The following is a 16,098-nucleotide window of genomic DNA, read 5'->3' as shown; positions in this document are numbered from 1 at the left end:
GGTAGGGATGAGCTTTTTCATTAGATAATTTAATGCAAATGATGATCAAAGAATTACAAGATACTACTGAATTCCTGCAGGCACGGGGATTTGAAAATCCCGAAATAGGAATTATCCTTGGCACGGGGCTGGGGAAATTGATAGATGAAATAGAAGTGATTTCTGAAGTAAGCTACAACCACATCCCTGGTTTTCCGACAGCTACAGTGGAGTTTCATAGAGGAAAGCTTATTTTTGGAAAACTGGATGACAAAAAGGTAGTGGTGATGCAGGGACGTTTTCACATTTATGAAGGCTATTCCCTGTGGGATGTTACTTTTCCTGTACGGGTAATGAAGCGTCTTGGTATCAAAAAACTCCTTATCTCCAATGCTGCAGGCTCACTTAACCCTAAATTCAAAAAAGGAGAGATCATGCTTATTGATGATCATATTAACCTCCAGGGTGGTTCCCCACTGGCCTTTAGAGGCGTGGAGCAGTTAGGAACAAGATTTACAGATATGAGCGCACCATACGATCAACAGAGTGGTCGCATCATGCAGGAGATCGCCAAAGAAAATGGGTTTCCCTTACATAAAGGAGTGTATGTAGCTGTAGTAGGACCTCAACTGGAAACGCGGGCAGAATATCGCTTTTTACGAACCATAGGTGCCGATGCCGTGGGAATGAGTACCGTGCCCGAAGTTATCGTAGCCAATCACTTAAAGATCCCTATTGCGGCAGTTTCTGTTTTGACCGATGAAGGAAACCCCGATGATCTAAAACCGGTGGATATTCAGGATATCATAGAAACCGCCGGCAAAGCTGAACCGCAAATGATCACGCTGTTCAGAGAATTAATAAAGCGAATAGAACTTAAGCCTGCAGAATAATGTCCTCCTCTCAACATGTGGTGATCATAGGAAACGGCGTAGCCGGGATCACAGCTGCGCGTCACATCCGAAGAATTTCGGATAAGAAGATCACGGTCATTTCTGCGGAAAGTGACTACTTCTTTTCCCGAACCGCTTTGATGTACGTTTACATGGGCCACATGAAATGGGAACACCTCAAGCCTTACGAGGATTGGTTTTGGGAGGAGAACAGCATTGAGCTGAAAAAGGTTTATGTAGAAAAAATAGAGACCTCTTCAAAAATGCTCTTTTTGAAAGGTGAGGAAACGCTGAATTACGACCAGCTTATTCTTGCCACAGGCTCTGTCCCCCAATTCCTCGGTTTGGAAGGAGAGGATCTAAAGGGAGTGCAGGGACTGGTTTCAAAACAGGACCTGGAATTGCTGGAGGAGAACACCCGCAACTGCAGAGGGGCAGTAATCGTCGGCGGCGGACTCATCGGAGTGGAACTGGCAGAAATGCTGCATACCCGTAAGATCCCGGTAAGCATGCTCATCAGGGAAAAAGCTTTTTGGCAGAATGCTTTGCCCTTAAAAGATGCAGAATTTGTTTCCCGGCATATCCAAAGCCACGGAATTGTTCTAAAACATGAGACCGAGCTGAAAAAGATCAATGGCAGCAATGGACGTGTGAATTCTGTTGAAACTTCATCCGGAGAAAAGATCGAATGTGATGTGCTGGGGATTTCAGTGGGAGTCAAACCAAATATCCGTTTCTTAGAAGGTTCCGGGATAGAAACCGACCGGGGAATCCTTGTAGATCCATATTTAAAGACAAATATACCCGATGTCTATGCAATTGGCGATTGCGCACAACACCGCGAGCCGGTGACCGGCCGTAAAGCTATTGAAGCCGTATGGTATACCGCCAGAATGATGGGAGAAACTGTGGCGCAGACCATCTGCGGAAATCCTTTTAAGTATAAGCCGGGGCACTGGTTCAACAGCGCGAAATTCTTTGACATAGAATACCAGACCTACGGATTGGTAAGTGCCAATCCCGGAAAGAGCGAAGATCATTTTCACTGGGAAAATAAAAAAGGTGATAAAGCTTTGACTATTGCTTTTGACCGGGAATCTTTCAAGTTCCTGGGTATTAATTCCTTTGGAATAAGAATGTGTCATGAGGTATTTGATAAGTGGCTAACAGAAGAAAGGGATCTGGAATTTGTCCTGAAGCACCTGGGAAAAGCCAATTTTGATCCGGAATTTTCCGACCGTCACGAGAAAGAGATATTTAGTAGTTTTAAAAAGAACGTTTTCCAGACCTAACAGTATGTCCACAGCCCACAACAACATGTCCCTTACGGGAGAACCACCCGCAAAGCTCTCCACCACTCAAAAGGTCGCGACAGGGATTGGCTGGACCGGTCTTTTTATTCTCGTTCTGGCTTTATTCAACCTGCAACTCCCCTCCATTTTCCTTTGGTCGGCCATTATACTTATTACCGTTGGCGTGATCTTGTTTGCAAATGACCTCTACCTTGGAAGATCTCAAGGCATCAAAAACGACGGCATTTGGTTCAGGTCCATGACCGCTCGCGGAATACTGGCCTGGGGAACGGGAATTATTCTTACTCTTTTCTATATCGTACTTTATTGGTTTCCTCAATATCTCGGATATAATCCCGACGGTCCAAACAACGGCCTGGTGGCTCTCTTTGATCCACTAAGCAGGTTCATCAGTGGGCAGCCGGCGAGTCAGTGGTTCGTTTATGGAACTCTTTACACCCTCGCCATCTTAGCATTTGGGTATAAATTCCTTCTGAAATACCGTCATAACAAATATGAAGTCCTAAGAACTTATTCAGTCATGTTCTTCCAGCTGGGATTTGCTTTTTTGATCCCGGAGATCCTCATGAGACTTAATCAGCCCTATTTTAATCCGGTTAATCTCTGGCCGCTCAATTATGACCTTTTTGCGGGGTACAAATTATCAGAGTTCTTTTCTGCCGGAAATATCGGACTCCTCATGCTCTTCTTTGGGATTGCTTCCATTTTCGTGATCACTCCTATCCTCACCTATTTCTACGGAAAAAGATGGTATTGTTCCTGGGTCTGCGGTTGTGGCGGACTCGCGGAAACTGCCGGGGATCCCTATAGGCACCTTTCGGATAAAAGCCGTGCAGCATGGAAATTTGAAAGGTATATCATTCATACGGTCCTGGTTCTTGTCGTGGTCATGACCATTGCAGTTGTTTATTCATTTCTCAATGAAAATCCGGATCAGTTTTGGTTGGACAAGAATGTTTTTCTTTTGGGATCGGCTGCATTTCTTGTGCTGTTATTCGGACTTATTTTTATTTTCAAGAGACACAGGCTTGCACGGGATGCTAAAAAGGGCGCTGTGATCTCATTAGGAATTGTGCTTGCGATCATTGCTGCCTTCTACTTTAGTGGTATGACCTACGGTTACCTGCTAAGACAATGGTATGGCTTCCTTATTGGAGCCGCATTTTCAGGCGTGATAGGCGTTGGTTTTTATCCCATTTTCGGAAACCGGGTTTGGTGCCGCTTTGGCTGCCCCATGGCTGCGGTACTGGGAATGCAACAGAGGTTATTCTCAAAATTCAGGATCACCACCAATGGTGGACAATGCATCTCCTGCGGAAACTGCTCAACCTACTGTGAAATGGGAATAGACGTACGAGCTTATGCCCAAAAAGGGGAAAATATTGTTCGCTCCAGCTGCGTTGGCTGCGGAATTTGCAGTGCGGTTTGTCCGCGTGGGGTATTAAAGCTTGAAAACGGACCCCTCGACGGTAGGATCAACAGTGATGCAGTTCTATTGGGTAATGACGTGGATCTTTTGGATCTTATCCGTCAGCAAAAAGTAGCTACCCGTGATTCACATTCCTCACCTTTCAGAAAAAAGGAATAATGCATTTTCCTCTAATTAAAGTGATCATCCCGGCATACAATGAAGCCGAATCCATTGGTTTGGTAGTCCGGGATATTCCTGAACTTGTAGATGAGGTGATCGTGGTGAGCAACAATTCAACCGATGCCACTGAAGAAAATGCGGCCCAGGCAGGAGCTACGGTACTGCGGGAAACGCGCAAAGGTTATGGTTTCGCCTGTCTAAAAGGAATGGAATACATTGCAAAGCTTCCGGAAAAGCCTCAAATAATCGTATTTTTAGATGGAGACTACAGCGATTATCCGCAGGAACTGGAAAAGATCGTGGAGCCAATTCTAAAGCGGAATGTGGATTTGGTAATTGGGGCCAGGGTCAAGCGCTGGCGGGAAAAAGGAGCAATGACCTTTCCGCAGATCTTTGGGAACTGGTTGGCCACCAGCCTCATGAAGTTGTTCTTTAATGCCCGGTTTACAGATCTTGGGCCTTTTAGGGCGATAAAATATGAAAAGCTGCTGGCACTTCATATGGATGACAAAACCTACGGCTGGACGGTGGAGATGCAGCTAAAGGCTTTAAAAAAGGATTACAGCTATGAAGAAGTGCCGGTGCACTATCGTAACCGCATTGGAGTCTCTAAGGTCTCAGGCACGATAAAAGGCGCTTTTATGGCCGGGGTTAAGATCCTGGGTTGGATCTTCAAATACAGCTTTAAATAATGGAAACGGCAATCCTCTTCACTTTTGGATTTTTGATGTTTGTAGTTTTTCTCTACAGCCTATCCCTGCTGCACCTGCTCATCAACTTCCTAAAAAGCCGGAGTCAAAAAGACACCTCTCAAAAATGGGATTTTTCAGATCCTTCCCAAATCCCCTTTGTGACCATTCAGCTACCGCTCTACAATGACAAACCTGTTGTGGAACGATTGCTTCGGAATATTGCTGAAATGGATTATCCTCCCGAAAAACTGGAAGTACAGGTACTCGATGATTCTACAGATGATTCTGCGGCACTTACAGCCCGGATTGTTTCGGAATTACAGGCGACAGGTTTTCCCATTCAGCATATCACCCGAATGCACCGCGAAGGTTTTAAAGCCGGAGCTTTAAAGGCCGGACTCGAAACTGCAAAAGGCGAATTCATTGCCATCTTTGATTCCGATTTTGTACCTAACTCAGATTGGCTAAAGAAAACAGTTCCATACTTCAGGAATGAAAAACTCGGCGTAGTTCAAACCCGCTGGGGACATCTTAATGCGAATTATTCCCTGCTCACAAAGCTGCAGGCTTTTCTGCTGGACTATCACTTTATCCTGGAACAGACCGGCCGAAACTTCGGAAAACACTTCATCAACTTCAACGGCACCGCGGGAATCTGGCGCAAAAAGTGCATTTTAGACGCTGGAAATTGGGAGGGCGACACCCTTACAGAAGATCTTGACCTCAGCTACCGCGCACAACTTAAAGGCTGGGAATTCAAATATCTTAGAGAAGTTGAAACCCCTGCAGAACTGCCCATCACCATAGCCGCTGCCCGTTCACAACAGTTCAGGTGGAACAAGGGGGCAGCAGAGAATTTTCGGAAGAATTACCGGAAGTTATTAATGGATAAAAAACTCACTTTTGGCACCCGGGTCCACAGCTTCTTCCATCTCCTCAATAGCAGCTTCTTTTTCGTGGTGCTCCAGATGGGCATCATCAGCATTCCCGTACTTTTTCTACTGGGCGATCCCGCTTACAGCGGAATCTTTACTGGAATGACAATTTTTATACTGAGTCCGGTGATATTTTTTGTCACCTACTATGCAGCTTATAAAGAACTACATCAAAATGACCGGCTGTCACTCTTCAGGTTCGTGGGGCTATTCTTCACCTTCTTTTCAATTGCCATGGGGCTTTCCCTGCATATTAGCATTGCGATCCTGGAAGGACACTTCGGAAAAAAGAGTGAATTTATTCGTACCCCCAAGTTCAATCTTAAAAGCCGGCCCCACCTAAAATTAAATAGTCCGGTGAAAGTAAATTTTCAGCTGATCGTGGAAATCCTGTTGATGTTGCTTTTTGCCTTCGGAATTTTTTCTGCATTTAAAATTGGCACCTATAGCCTTCTGCCCTTTCACCTCATGATGTTCTTCGGATTTTCGTATGTTGTTCTGGCTTCTTTAAATATCGAAATATTAGCAGGTAGAAAAACAGATCTCAAAGGCTTTGAAAACCTGTGAGGTCGCAGGACTGCAGAAGTTCTTCTTCACGAAAAAAATAGCGATCTTAGTTTGTGAACTGTCAAAAACAAAATCCCACTATCAATAAAAAGTAATAACTTTGTATATACAAATTTAAACTATGGAAACTCCAATTATCAAGATCGGGAATTCGAAAGGCCTAAGGCTAAGCAAGACTATTTTAGACAAATACCAGATCAAAGAAAAAGTAGATTTGGTTTTAGAAGAAGGACAGATTGTTATTCGACCTATCAATTCGCCAAGAAAAGACTGGGAAAAGAAGTTTGAGGAAATGGCCAAAAATGCTGATGATGAACTTCTTCTTGACGATGTCTTTGAAGATGAAAATTTTGATGAATGGATTTAGAACAATATTCTGTTATACTGGTGAATCTTGATCCGACAGTTGGAAGTGAAATTAAAAAGACGCGGCCTTGCGTTATAATTTCACCTAACGAAATGAATAAATTTTTGAGAACAATTGTCATAGCACCAATGACAACCACTCCAAAAAAATATCCTACCAGGATTCCGGTAAAAATGAATGGTCAAAAGGGAATGATAGCCATTGATCAGATTAGAACCATTGATCGAAAAAGGATAATTAAAGTTCTTGATTCTCTTGGAAAGCGGGAAATACAGAAATGCAAGGAGGTAATAAAAGAAACCTTTGTAGACTGAGGGTAACAAAGAGCCAGAAAGATTTTAAATTAGACCTCACAGGTTTCGAAGACCTGTGAGGTCTAGTGAAGAAAGTAATTATGAAAAAGTTCCTGCTCCTTCACAAGATCCCACTTCTTTTCTTCCTTAGCTGCTGCGCTTTTTATTATACTTTCGCGTACGACCTGGAAAGAACTGACTTTTTTAAACTTTTCACCCTCTACGGCGGACTCTTCTTTCTAAGCTGGAAGTTCTTCCAAATGCAGCGTTACAACCTGAAAATTCTGTTAGCTGCTGCCGTTATTTTCCGACTACTGTTTCTATTTGCCATCCCTAACCTGTCGCAGGATTTCTACAGATTTATCTGGGATGGGAGATTGCTGTTGCATGGGATAAATCCATATCTAATGACCCCGGATGGATATTTTGCAGCCGGGACTCTTCCCATTCCTGGCGCTCAGCAATTGTATGAGGGCATGGGTGCTTTAAGCGCGGGAAATCCCACCAGTTATACCCCGCTCAATCAGATTTTCTTTGCCCTGGCTGCTTTTCTCGGCGGTAAAAGCATAATAGCCACAATAGTCTGGCTGCGGATCTTCATAATCGCTGCAGATATTGGAATCTTCTACTTCGGAAAAAAATTACTCAGGCGGCTAAACCTGCCGGAGAGTAATATTTTCCTCTATCTGCTGAATCCGCTGATCATCATTGAACTCACCGGAAATCTGCATTTTGAAGGGGTAATGTTGTTCTTTCTTGTCGCAGCATTGTATTTACTGCAGCGTCAAAAATGGCTTTTTAGCGCTCTCTTATTTTCCTGTTCCATTGCGGTAAAGCTTATTCCTTTGATGTTCCTTCCATTGCTTTTAAAAAGGCTGGGATGGAAAAAAGCAGTTCTATATTATACAATTACGGGTGTATTGCTGTTACTATTCTTTCTCCCGTTTCTTTCAGACGCCTTTGCCCAAAACTTCTTCAGCAGCGTTAACCTGTGGTTTCAAAAATTTGAATTCAATGCGGGTTTTTACTACCTCATCAGGTGGATAGGCTATCAATTAGAAGGTTATAACATCATCTCCTATGCAGGTCCTGCCCTGGCGGCTGTAGTTTTTGTTTCAATACTGCTCTTATCAGCCTTCAGAAGAAATTCAGAAATAAAAGGTCTCTTGACCAGCATGATGTTTGCATCTGTGATCTACTTTTTTCTGGCTACCACCGTTCACCCGTGGTACCTGTCAACAGCACTGTTACTTTCGGTGTTCACCAGGCACAAATTTGTTCAGGTGTGGAGCCTTATGGTAGTGCTCAGTTACTTTGCCTATTCTCAAGCCGGTGTTCGGGAGAATTTATGGCTGGTGGCACTGGAATATGCGGTGGTCTTAGGAGTAATGGGATGGGAAATTTTCTCGCAAAAGCCGCAAAAAGCATCCGGGGCTTAAAATTCATAAAGATCGGCATTGGGAATAAAAAAACTCCGGAGTCATCGCTGCTTCCGGAGTTAAAATATAATAATACCTGAGCTTTAGATTACCAACCTAAGAGGTAGGCAAACACCAGCGGTGCCACAATGGTAGCATCACTTTCTATTACGAATTTCGGAGTATCCTTATCCAGTTTCCCCCAGGTAATTTTCTCATTAGGTACAGCACCGGAATAACTTCCGTAGCTGGTCGTAGAATCTGATATCTGGCAGAAATAGCTCCAGAATGGGATGTCATGCATTTCCATATCCTGGTAAAGCATTGGCACCACGCAAATTGGAAAATCTCCTGCAATTCCTCCTCCAATCTGGAAGAATCCAACACCTTTATCGGTGTTCTTCATGTACCAGTCTGCGATGAAGCCCATGTATTCAATTCCGGATTTCATTGTACTGGCCTTCAATTCGCCTTTCATTACGTATGAAGCAAAAATATTCCCCATCGTACTGTCTTCCCAGCCCGGAACCACCATTGGCAGATTTTTTTCGGCTGCGGCATACATCCAGGAATCTTTCAGGTCGATCTCGTAGTATTCTTCCATCACTCCGCTCAGCAACAGCTTATACATATATTCGTGAGGAAAATATCTTTCTCCGGCTGCTTCAGCATCTTTCCAGATCTTCACAATATGTTTCTGAATCCTTCGGAAAGCTTCTTCTTCAGGAATACAGGTATCAGTAACACGGTTAAGGCCTCTTTCCAACAGGTCCCATTCGTCCTGTGCGGTGAGATCCCTATAATGAGGAACACGCTCATAATGAGAATGCGCAACAAGGTTCATCACATCTTCTTCCAGGTTCGCACCTGTACAGGAAATGAACTGCACCTTATCCTGACGGATCATTTCAGCAAAACTTTTTCCAATCTCGGCAGTACTCATCGCCCCCGCGAGGGTAACAAGCATTTTGTTCCCCTTATCAAGTTGCTCCTGATATCCTTTGGCGGCATCTACAAGAGCCGCCGAATTAAAGTGTTTAAAATGTTTTTCTATAAATTCCGTAACCGGGCCTTTACTCATCGTCTTCGTCTTCGTTATTATTTAAATATTTGAATTTGTAGCTCAACATCTTGTAATAAAGCTTAGCCGCCAGGAAGTCTGAAGACCTCTCATTCTCATTTGGATTAAGCTCCACGATATCAAATCCCACTACGTTTTTCTTCTTGAACATCAACTTTAAGAATTCCAAAGTCTCATACCAGAACATTCCTCCCGGCTCTGGAGTACCAGTAGATGGAAGAATCGAAGGATCAAAAGCATCAAGATCTATCGTAATGAAAACGTTTGGCGTCATTTGTCCAATGGCATCATCCATCCAGTCTTCATAAAGGTCATGGGCCCAGTATACCTGGTTCTCATCCATGTGATCAAGTTCAGAAACGTCCATAGAACGGATCCCAACCTGGATCAGGTTGGTCTTCTTGCTGGCCTCATGTACTGCGCAGGCATGGTTGCATGTGGTGCCATCGTACTCAGGTCGCAAATCGGCATGTGCATCGATCTGTACCACGGTTAGATCCTCAAAACTTTCATTGAAAGCACGAATGGTCCCAATAGAAATAGAATGCTCGCCTCCAAAAATGGTAACGAATTTTTCCTGCTTGATGTAATTTTTTACGGTTTTATGCACCGCTTCCACCATTTTCTCCGGAGAGGAATTTTCGGTCACCGGCGGAGCCAAATAAACTCCCTTTTTATAGACTTCTGTACGGGTTTCGATATCGAAAAGCTCCATGTTTTCTGAAGCTTCCAAAAAAGCATCTGGACCCTTATCGGCTCCCTTCCCCCAGGTACTTGTTCCATCGTAAGGAACCGGGATCAAAACTACTTTTGCGTCATCTAAACGTGCATACTTGTCCGGAATGCCGGCGTAATTCTTTTTACTCATTTTATTAGCGATTGTTGTGTTCTAATTGCTTCAATTATATATAATTAAAAATATAAAAATTCCAGACTATTTCTCATACCCGAGAATTTTTAGAAAATCCTGAGGTTCCTGCTGCTCGCTAAATAACCTGGTCTCCAGATTTCCTTCCTTGTCTCTGTTAATGAGAATCTGTTTAGGCTGCGGAATGAGGCAGTGCTGCAGTCCGCCGAATCCTCCAATGGTATCCTGATAAGCTCCTGTATTAAAAAACCCAATATAAAGAGGTTTGTCTCTTTTGTATTTAGGTAGATAGATGGCGTTGGTGTTCTGTTCCGAATTATAATAGTCATCACTGTCACACGTAAGCCCACCTAGCAAAACTCTTTCATATTCATCGTTCCACCTGTTCACCGCAAGCATCACAAATTTCTTACTGATGGCCCAGGTATCGGGCAGTGTGGTAATAAAGGAAGAGTTGATCATATTCCACTTCTCCCTGTCATTTTGCTGCTTTTGGTAAAGGATCTCGTAGATCGCACCGCCGCTTTCACCTACAGTAAAAGAACCAAATTCAGTAAAGATATGAGGTGGCTCTACTTCGGCTTCGTCACAAGCGATCTTGATCTGGTTGACAATCTCTTCTACCATGTACTTATAGTCATATTCGAAGTGAAGGGAGTTTTTTACAGGAAACCCGCCGCCAATATTAAGGCTGTCAAGAGACGGACAAATTCGTTTCAGGTTGATATAGACCCTTAAACACTTTAGCAATTCGTTCCAGTAATAGGCAGTATCACGAATCCCTGTATTGATGAAGAAGTGAAGCATCTTGAGCTCCACCTGCTCATTATCCTTGATCTGCTTATTGAAGAAAGGAACTATATTCTTATAACCAATTCCCAGCCGGGAGGTATAAAATTCGAATTTCGGCTCTTCTTCCGAGGCAATCCTTATCCCAATTTTAAATTTATCATCTATTGCTTCAGTAAGCAGGTCAATCTCCTCATAATTATCTATGATTGGAATACAGTTTTTCTGTCCTCCGTTGATCAAATTGGCAATATTGGTAATGTACCCATTCCTTTTAAAACCATTACAGATCACATAGGTGTCATTGGTAATCTTACCTTTTTTCTTAAGATTCTCGACTATATTAATATCTACGGAAGCAGAAGTTTCAATGTGAATGTCATTCTTCAAAGCTTCATTAAGCACATGTTCAAAATGGGAACTTTTTGTGCAATAGCAATAGTTATAGGTGCCGGGATAATTATGCTTTTCTAACGCATCGGCAAACCATTTTTTAGCTTTATTAATGTTTTCTGAGATCTTTGGGAGATAAGTAAACTTTAAAGGAGCTCCATACTCTTTCACCAGTTCCATTAGATCAATTCCATGGAAATGCAGTTCACTACCTTCTACCGTAAATTCTTCCTGAGGGAAATAATAAGTCTGGTCGATTAAATCGCTGTACTTCGTATTCAATTTTTACGTAATAGGGTTAAAGGTTAAAAAGTAGAAATTATAAGCCAATGCTGAAAAAATAAGGTAATAAAAGTTTGTTAAGGCTACAATTGCCGGGGCGGGAATATTCTAAAAACCAATCGGATAGGACCCGTGGTGTTTTTTTCATCATTTTAGCTTAGCTAAAGCAAATGTATTAAAAAGCAGGAAAGTTGCAGGATTTTTTTAGATTTCTCTAATTCACAACTTTCCTGAATATTGATCTTGAAAATGAAAGTTTAAAGATTCGAAAGATTTATGATCTCCTGCTTATTTAAGACTCTCCAGTGCCCGCGACCCAAATCTTTTTTGGTCAAACCGCCATATACAACACGGTCCAATTTCTGGATCTCATAGCCTAAACTCTTAAAAATTCGCTGTACGATATGAGGTTTCGTACTTCTAAGTTCTAAGCCGACTTCCCGTTTCGGTTTATTTTCCACGTAACTTACCTCTGTAACTCTGGCAGTGCCATCTTCCAGATTGACACCTTCCTTAATCTTCTGAAGATCCTCATAAGCAAGATCCTTATCCAGTTCAAGGTGATAGATCTGCCGTATCCCATTCTTGGGATTAGCAAGACTTTTGGCCAGGACACCATCGTTAGTAAACAAGATTAATCCTGTAGCCTGAGTATCTAATTTTCCAACCGGATCCAGCTTTGACTTGGAAGCGTTTGCGATCAAATCCATAACTGTACGGTTCTTTTTTTCAAGACTCCCGGTTACGAAAAAGCCTTTGGGCTTGTTCAAAAGTACGTATTCCGGTTTCTCGGGAAGGATGCGACGGCCATCAAATTTAACTTCATCTTTAAGCAGTACCTTATAGCCCATTTCAGTAATTACCTTGCCGTTTACGGTGACATTTCCGGCCGCAATGTATATGTCGGCATCCCGCCTTGAACATACGCCGGAGTTGGCTACAAATTTGTTCAATCTTATGCCCTCAGATTTTTCTCCGGTTTTCTTTTTTACCGGAGCATTGCCCCGGGACATGGTTTTGGGATCCTTTTCATTTCGATTCACCGGAGTATTTCCACGTGCGTGTGATTTTGATCGTTCTCCCCCACCCTGTCTTCCTGAAGATTTACCGGAAGAGCGGTCTCCCCTGCTTCCGGATGACCTGTCATTTCTACTCATAACTATTTAATTTGGTACAAAGATACTAGATTGTTTAACAATAAATAATCCTATAAAGAAGAGGCAACATCCTTCGAACAAATCAACGATCACAAGGCACCAAATTTCAGAAAAGAATTGAAGATGTGAGAATTTGGGGATTTGAGAGTTTGAAGATGAAGATAAAGTTCCTACAACCCGGCCCTTTAATTGGCTATTTCTGCAATCGGCGTGATCCGCGGGAAACAAATCAGCACCGGTTGATGCTATTTTCGGGATAGCGGCGCAACCTGTTTCAATAATTACATACTTTGTACAATATACATTTAGAACACTCTGCTCAACAAGGCATCAACGTCAATCAAAAGAATACTGAAAACTCCCGCGACGATAATGAACTTAAGCAAATTGTGCAGAAGAAGATACTGCCATTTGGCCTTACTAAAATAGAGAACCAACAGGAAAATCAGCAACACAAATACGGCACCATAGAAAAAGTAATACATCTTCCCTATTTCAAAATCAAAAATCAGGAAATGAATAGGAACCATTGATGCAAAGGTAAGTATGGTTAAGAGAGATTTGCTGAAGTTCTCTCCGTAAACAATAGGAATGGTCCTGTATCCCTGTGCAATATCTCCTTTCATATTCTCCAGGTCCTTCACCATTTCCCGCATGAGAATAATAAGGTAAAGAAAGGATGCATGTACCAGGATAACCGTATCAAAATTTTTGTAGTACAGGAATACTGCAAAAAATGGGGTGATGGTAATCACCGAAGCTATTAGGTTATTGACAAAAAGTATCTTCTTAAGCCGGTGGGAGTAAAACCAGATCCCGAAAATATAAAGTGAGAAAAAAACAACCGCCCTAAAGGAGATATAGCTGGCAAAAAAGATCCCGAACATATTGAGCAGAAAATACACCGATAATTTTGTTCGCTGACTCACAAACCTGTCTAACATCGTTTTTTGAGGCCGGTTTATAAGATCCTTTTCACTGTCGTAGAAATTATTGATGATGTACCCTGCAGCCACAATAGAAGCTGTAGCAAGGATCATAAAGAATAAATTAAGATCGAAAAGCACCTTCCTCATTGGCAGATCGGGTGCAAGAATAAAGATGGAAGTAAGGTACTGCGCGATGACGAGCACCAGAATATTGTAGCCTCTAACTACCGAAATAAAGCTGAGAATCTTTAACAGAAGCCGCTTTTTAGAGAGAGTGGCCATTTCTCCTTAGAAGTTGTAAACCACTTCCAGGCGATAATCCTTCAATGCTTTTCTTGCCTTTTCAATATCTTCTGTAAATCCAAGAATATAACCACCACCACCGGAGCCGCAAAGCTTCAGGTAGTAATCATTGGTTTCGATCCCGTTCTTCCATAGTTTATGGAATTGTGCCGGGATCATTGGTTTGAAATTATCCAGCACAACATGTGATAATTTCTTGATGTTCCCAAAAAGGGATTTTACATCACCCTTCAGGAAATCATCCACACAGGCATCGGTATGTTTTACGAACTGATCTTTCAGCATTTTTCTGAAAGGCTCCTGCTTCATGTTCTCCATAAAGATATTCACCATGGGAGCAGTTTCCCCCACAGAACCACTGTCTAGAAGGAACACAGCACCTTTCCCGTTCTGGGTTTGAGATGGAATGCCGGCAGGTTCAATATTATCCTGAGAATTTATCAGGATTGGAATGCTCAAATAAGAGTTAAGAGGATCAAGTCCCGAAGATTTCCCGTGGAAGAAAGATTCCATTTCTCCAAAGATCTTCTTTAGCTTTAATAATTTTTCACGGGTAAGATTTTCCAGAACCGTGATCTTGTCGATCGCATATTCATCATAGATAGCAGCCACCAAAGCGCCACTACTTCCTACTCCGTATCCCTGCGGAATACTGGAATCGAAATACATACCTTTTTCAATATCTGCTTTAAGATCTTCCAGATCGAATTGCACCAGTTCGGGCTTTTCTTTTTGAAGGTTCTCCAGGTAATCGGCAAAACGCTTTAAGCTTCTATTGGATTTTTGAGCAGCTTCAGAAGGATCCTCATCCACCTTCAACGCCCCATTGTAAAAATTATAGGGAATAGATAAACCTTTGGAATCTTTTATAATTCCATACTCTCCAAAAAGGAGGATCTTTGAGTAAAATAAAGGTCCTTTCATACCAATTCTTTTTCGGGGCCGGATATCCAATCTTTCGAATTTCCTATTAAAATGAAATCAAAGTTAGCAAAACAAATTTAACATTCTCCTTTTTAAGCTCTTCCGGCAACATGATTATGATCAGTTTATGATAAAATCCTGTTAAACACCCGGAAGCTGCAAATATAACACTACTTCCAAAAATGTGCAATGCTACTGATTTTCAGAAAGTAACATCTCAATTATTAAGCCAATTTGCTGGCACCGCTACCCACGCCGTCATGAATAAACTGGCCATTCTGACAATACTGTTTCAGCGAGGCTTCTATGAATTCGCTGGTCTCCTTTTCTTCCTTTTCAGGATACAATAAGTGCACATTGGCACCTGCATCCAGGGTAAAGCACAAATGCAGTCCGCTCTCTTCCCTAAATTTAAAGATCCTGTTTATGATCTCAAGGGTATTAGGTTTCATCAACAGGAAGTAGGGCTGGCTGGTCATCATCATCGCGTGAAGCGTTAGCGCCTCGCTCTCCACCACCTTTATAAATTCTGAAAGATCACCGCTGCGGAAGATCTTTTTCAGCCGGTCTAAATTTTCGTGTGCCTGTTGAAAACGTCGTTCCGCAAAAGGATGCCCGTTCATGAGCTCATGCCCAACAGTACTGCTCACCTGCTTCTCTCCCTTGTCTACCAACAAGATCGTATCGCGGTAATTCCGGAAATTCTCATGCACCTCATCCCTGAATTGCACTCCATATAGATCGCTGCTGCCGTAGATGTTCCTTTGAAATCCCCAAACCACGAGTTCGCCTTCAATACTGCGGCAGGCGCTTCCCGATCCCAGCCTTGCCAAAAATGAGCTTTTTCGCGTGAAATATTTATCATCCATTTCAGGATCCAGTTGCTTCTCGATACTCATAAGACAAAGTGCCAAAGCACTCATCCCGCTGGCCGAAGAAGCGATCCCGCTGCTGTGTGGAAAAGAGTTGGAAGTATCAATGATAAATTTATAATCCTTCAAAAATGGCAAATATGGCTCCACCCTTTCCAGGAACTTCTGGATCTTGGGACGAAAAGAATCTTTTTTCTCCCCTTCAAAATAAAGTTCAAATTCAAAATTGTCGGAATGCTTTTCCTTCTTGCTGTACTTTAATGTAGTGGTCGTACGGCAGGAATCCAGCGTAAAACTAATGGAAGGATTCGCCGGAATTTGATGATCCAGCTTCCCCCAGTACTTCACCAGGGCAATGTTGCTGGGGCTTTGCCAGGTCACTTCCCCCTGCGCTACTGCTGCGGGGTATGGCTTCGGAAGAAAATCTTTTTCGGTCATAACGCAAATATAGA

Annotated in this window: 15 protein-coding genes; 8 read left to right on the top strand and 7 right to left on the bottom strand. The window is 42.6% G+C overall.

Annotation, left to right across the window (positions count from 1 at the left end; translation table 11 throughout):
• Positions 1–41: 41 nt before the first annotated feature.
• From CRO16_RS07410 to mptB, 8 genes are all read left to right on the top strand, one after another.
• Positions 42–872 carry a purine-nucleoside phosphorylase gene (locus CRO16_RS07410; protein WP_097055823.1) on the top strand — a complete coding sequence of 277 codons (831 nt, stop codon included), beginning with the start codon at positions 42–44 and terminating at the stop codon, positions 870–872.
• Positions 872–2,164, top strand: coding sequence for an NAD(P)/FAD-dependent oxidoreductase (locus CRO16_RS07405; protein ID WP_097055649.1), 1,293 nt, complete (start codon positions 872–874; stop codon positions 2,162–2,164). Before CRO16_RS07410 ends, CRO16_RS07405 begins: the two co-directional genes overlap by 1 nt.
• A gap of 4 nt (positions 2,165–2,168) precedes the next feature.
• Positions 2,169–3,773: a 4Fe-4S binding protein gene (locus CRO16_RS07400; protein ID WP_097055648.1), complete on the top strand. Its 1,605-nt coding sequence runs from the start codon at positions 2,169–2,171 to the stop codon at positions 3,771–3,773.
• Positions 3,773–4,468, top strand: coding sequence for a glycosyltransferase family 2 protein (locus tag CRO16_RS07395; protein WP_097055647.1), 696 nt, complete (start codon positions 3,773–3,775; stop codon positions 4,466–4,468). Before CRO16_RS07400 ends, CRO16_RS07395 begins: the two co-directional genes overlap by 1 nt.
• A complete protein-coding gene (locus tag CRO16_RS07390; protein ID WP_097055646.1) occupies positions 4,468–5,970 on the top strand; it encodes a cellulose synthase family protein in 1,503 nt (500 codons plus the stop codon). The genes CRO16_RS07395 and CRO16_RS07390 overlap by 1 nt, the downstream gene beginning before the upstream one ends.
• A gap of 121 nt (positions 5,971–6,091) precedes the next feature.
• A complete protein-coding gene (locus CRO16_RS07385) occupies positions 6,092–6,337 on the top strand; it encodes an AbrB/MazE/SpoVT family DNA-binding domain-containing protein (protein WP_097055645.1) in 246 nt (81 codons plus the stop codon).
• Positions 6,328–6,651: a type II toxin-antitoxin system PemK/MazF family toxin gene (locus CRO16_RS07380; RefSeq protein ID WP_097055644.1), complete on the top strand. Its 324-nt coding sequence runs from the start codon at positions 6,328–6,330 to the stop codon at positions 6,649–6,651. Before CRO16_RS07385 ends, CRO16_RS07380 begins: the two co-directional genes overlap by 10 nt.
• A gap of 80 nt (positions 6,652–6,731) precedes the next feature.
• Positions 6,732–8,069 (top strand): polyprenol phosphomannose-dependent alpha 1,6 mannosyltransferase MptB, encoded by a 1,338-nt coding sequence (mptB, locus tag CRO16_RS07375; RefSeq protein ID WP_097055643.1) that lies wholly within the window; start codon positions 6,732–6,734, stop codon positions 8,067–8,069.
• 88 nt (positions 8,070–8,157) lie between these two features.
• On the opposite strand, the gene CRO16_RS07370 is transcribed toward mptB, so the two are convergent.
• The 7 genes from CRO16_RS07370 to CRO16_RS07340 all read right to left on the bottom strand — a co-directional run bounded on the left by CRO16_RS07370 (position 8,158) and on the right by CRO16_RS07340 (position 16,084).
• Positions 8,158–9,129 (bottom strand): deoxyhypusine synthase family protein, encoded by a 972-nt coding sequence (locus CRO16_RS07370; protein WP_097055642.1) that lies wholly within the window; start codon positions 9,127–9,129, stop codon positions 8,158–8,160.
• Positions 9,122–9,997: an agmatinase gene (gene speB, locus CRO16_RS07365; protein ID WP_097055641.1), complete on the bottom strand. Its 876-nt coding sequence runs from the start codon at positions 9,995–9,997 to the stop codon at positions 9,122–9,124. The genes CRO16_RS07370 and speB overlap by 8 nt, the downstream gene beginning before the upstream one ends.
• Positions 9,998–10,063: 66 nt before the next feature.
• On the bottom strand, positions 10,064–11,461 hold the full coding sequence (locus tag CRO16_RS07360; RefSeq protein WP_097055640.1) for an arginine decarboxylase: 1,398 nt from the start codon (positions 11,459–11,461) through the stop codon (positions 10,064–10,066).
• A 257-nt stretch (positions 11,462–11,718) separates the two neighbouring features.
• Positions 11,719–12,618 carry a pseudouridine synthase gene (locus CRO16_RS07355; RefSeq protein WP_097055639.1) on the bottom strand — a complete coding sequence of 300 codons (900 nt, stop codon included), beginning with the start codon at positions 12,616–12,618 and terminating at the stop codon, positions 11,719–11,721.
• A 305-nt stretch (positions 12,619–12,923) separates the two neighbouring features.
• Complete coding sequence (locus CRO16_RS07350) at positions 12,924–13,829, bottom strand: geranylgeranylglycerol-phosphate geranylgeranyltransferase (protein WP_097055638.1); 906 nt, start codon at positions 13,827–13,829, stop codon at positions 12,924–12,926.
• Between the two features lie 6 nt (positions 13,830–13,835).
• The gene (locus CRO16_RS07345; protein WP_097055822.1) at positions 13,836–14,774 is read right to left on the bottom strand and encodes a mevalonate kinase family protein; all 939 of its coding nucleotides are present in this window, start codon (positions 14,772–14,774) and stop codon (positions 13,836–13,838) included.
• A 224-nt stretch (positions 14,775–14,998) separates the two neighbouring features.
• Entirely contained in the window at positions 14,999–16,084 is a 1,086-nt protein-coding gene (locus CRO16_RS07340; protein WP_097055637.1) for a diphosphomevalonate/mevalonate 3,5-bisphosphate decarboxylase family protein, read from the bottom strand.
• Positions 16,085–16,098 lie beyond the last annotated feature (14 nt).

Source organism: Salinimicrobium sediminis (assembly GCF_900215295.1).
GTDB lineage: Bacteria > Bacteroidota > Bacteroidia > Flavobacteriales > Flavobacteriaceae > Salinimicrobium > Salinimicrobium sediminis.
The sequence above is the reverse complement of the archived record's forward strand: the minus strand, read 5'-3'. Positions and strand labels throughout refer to the sequence as shown.

Coding starts and splice junctions, on each gene's coding strand:
- CRO16_RS07400 (WP_097055648.1), top strand. CDS start 2,169: ATGTCCACAGCCCACAACAACATGTCCCTTACGGGAGAACCACCCGCA.
- CRO16_RS07355 (WP_097055639.1), bottom strand. CDS start 12,618: ATGAGTAGAAATGACAGGTCATCCGGAAGCAGGGGAGACCGCTCTTCC.
- CRO16_RS07385 (WP_097055645.1), top strand. CDS start 6,092: ATGGAAACTCCAATTATCAAGATCGGGAATTCGAAAGGCCTAAGGCTA.
- CRO16_RS07395 (WP_097055647.1), top strand. CDS start 3,773: ATGCATTTTCCTCTAATTAAAGTGATCATCCCGGCATACAATGAAGCC.
- CRO16_RS07380 (WP_097055644.1), top strand. CDS start 6,328: ATGGATTTAGAACAATATTCTGTTATACTGGTGAATCTTGATCCGACA.
- CRO16_RS07410 (WP_097055823.1), top strand. CDS start 42: ATGATCAAAGAATTACAAGATACTACTGAATTCCTGCAGGCACGGGGA.
- CRO16_RS07405 (WP_097055649.1), top strand. CDS start 872: ATGTCCTCCTCTCAACATGTGGTGATCATAGGAAACGGCGTAGCCGGG.
- CRO16_RS07345 (WP_097055822.1), bottom strand. CDS start 14,774: ATGAAAGGACCTTTATTTTACTCAAAGATCCTCCTTTTTGGAGAGTAT.
- CRO16_RS07350 (WP_097055638.1), bottom strand. CDS start 13,829: ATGGCCACTCTCTCTAAAAAGCGGCTTCTGTTAAAGATTCTCAGCTTT.
- CRO16_RS07340 (WP_097055637.1), bottom strand. CDS start 16,084: ATGACCGAAAAAGATTTTCTTCCGAAGCCATACCCCGCAGCAGTAGCG.
- mptB (WP_097055643.1), top strand. CDS start 6,732: ATGAAAAAGTTCCTGCTCCTTCACAAGATCCCACTTCTTTTCTTCCTT.
- CRO16_RS07390 (WP_097055646.1), top strand. CDS start 4,468: ATGGAAACGGCAATCCTCTTCACTTTTGGATTTTTGATGTTTGTAGTT.
- speB (WP_097055641.1), bottom strand. CDS start 9,997: ATGAGTAAAAAGAATTACGCCGGCATTCCGGACAAGTATGCACGTTTA.
- CRO16_RS07370 (WP_097055642.1), bottom strand. CDS start 9,129: ATGAGTAAAGGCCCGGTTACGGAATTTATAGAAAAACATTTTAAACAC.